Source organism: Burkholderia sp. 8Y, assembly GCF_902506145.1.
Taxonomy (GTDB): domain Bacteria; phylum Pseudomonadota; class Gammaproteobacteria; order Burkholderiales; family Burkholderiaceae; genus Caballeronia.
Genome location: NZ_LR733535.1, coordinates 1 through 1951, shown reverse-complemented (window position 1 = coordinate 1951; position 1951 = coordinate 1). Strand labels below are relative to the sequence as shown.

Here is a 1951-nt window from a genome sequence, read left to right as displayed (position 1 = left end):
CATGCGCACCGGCCAGCGCGCGATCACGCCCCGCTGCACCGAGCGCAGTTCGGTCTGCGTGAACGAATGGCTCGAGACCTGACGCGCCAGATAATGGTCGAGGATCAGCCCGAAAAGGTACGGGCTCACGCCCGCGAAGCCGCTTTCGTCGACTGTCAACACGCACTCGATGCCGCGTCCGAACACGATCGGTCCATTGCGCTCGTCAGGCGGCAACATGTCGTGAATGGGCTGCGTCTTCACGCCCACGAGCGCCTCGACCTGACGTTGCTGCTCGACGTCCTCGTTCGACAGAAACAGGCGCAACATCTCGCGCAGCCCCTGACCGCCCTCGCGGTGATCCATGTCGCTGAACGGCAGATAGGCGAAGTTCAATTGCCGCAGCAGCCGCCAGGCCTTCTCGCCTTCGGCATACGGTGGCCGGGGCGCACTCGGCGGGCGTATCAATCCGATGCTGGCGATGGAATCCTCATCGCCCGATTCGAGATCGTCCACGCCGTTGCAAGCGATGAGCAGCGGCAAGTCCCGGTTCGTGACCCAGGCGTCGACCGACAGATAACGGATTGGCTCGCGATACGGCGCCTCGTGCTGATCGACCAGCGACACGAACATGTCGGTGCCGATGTACGGCGTGCGCGTGCCATAGCGGCGCGTCGTGTCCGAGGGCAAGCGGCGTTCTCGACGCGTCGAAAAATAGCGTCCCGCGTTGCCTTCGTCGTTGTTGAGCCGGTGAAAGAGTGGCTGGAACGGCAGTTCCGTGGATTGCTTGGACTTCTGGCCGCTCACGCCTTCGACTGCGAACACCTCGTAATCGAGCGGTTCGAGTTTGGTGGGCTCCAGGCGGAACGTGGTCGCGCCGTGATCGAGTTCAATCTGATCGGTCCGTTTGGGCACCAGATTGATGGCGGGCGTGCAGAAGAGCGCGAACTGCGAGGCGTCGACGAGATGCGCCAGACGATCCGTGGATCGGTCGAGCAGCACGATGATTTCCACTTCGCGCCCCGACACGCGCTTGAAGCCGGCCTGCAGGCCCGTGAGCGTGAAGAAGTAGAACTGGCTCGGGAACGCGAAAAACTGGTGCAGCAAATTGTGGCCGTGGAATTTGGACCAAATAAGCGGAAGCAGCCCTTCATCGACGCCCAGACCATGATGCGCGACCGGCTGATCGCTCACGACCGCCGGGCGCTGTCCGGCATCGGCGAACTGCCCGGGCTCGCCGACGAGCGTGGCGATGTTCGATGCGTGCAGCAATTCGAACAGGTGTGATGCCACATGATCGTCGCCAGCCAGGCACACCGGCAGCCGATCCAGATTCTTCAGATCGGCAATGGCGGTTTCGTTGGTCGTGCGCAGCGTGAGGCGCAACGCGCCGCGCACCCTACGGTCCGGCGGCACGTAGCGATCAAGCGACGGAATCGGCGGAATGCCGGTGAGCCGCGCGTCCTTGATCTCAATCGGATAGAGCGTCAGCGGCGAGCCGCTGCGAAACTGGCAGGCAGTTCGCTCGCCATCCGGCGCGCGTGCGTTGAAGAGCGTGCCGCGCGGCAGATGGAAGCCTGCCGCGAGATTGCCCTCCGTGCGGCTTGGATAGACGCGCACCACCGTCATCGACGGGGTCGGCGCGACGTAATTCGGGTAGATGACTTCGAGCAGACGCTGCGTGAAGCGCGGGAATTCAGCGTCGACCTTGAGCTGCATGCGTGCAGCCGTCAGGCAGAACGACTCGATCAGGCGCTCGACATACGGGTCGGCCACCTCGCCAGCTTGCAGTCCTAAGCGTTGGGCGATCTTGGGACGAAGCTGCGCGAACTCGCCCATGCTCTCGCGCATGAAAAGGAGTTGCTGGTTGTACGCGTCGAGCAGCTTCGGGTCCATTGAGGGTCGGCGTGCGGCGTGAGCCGGATTGAATCGGCAGGTGTATGCATCCTAGCGAGTAAATTCGTCTCGAAAA

Annotated in this window: 1 protein-coding gene; it reads right to left on the bottom strand. The window is 63.0% G+C overall.

Annotated features, from left to right (window positions below; all coding sequences use genetic code 11):
• The coding region (tssF, locus tag GV035_RS26460; protein ID WP_159838666.1) for a type VI secretion system baseplate subunit TssF at positions 1–1875 on the bottom strand (1875 nt) is incomplete at its 3' end.
• Between the last annotated feature and the right edge of the window lie 76 nt (positions 1876–1951).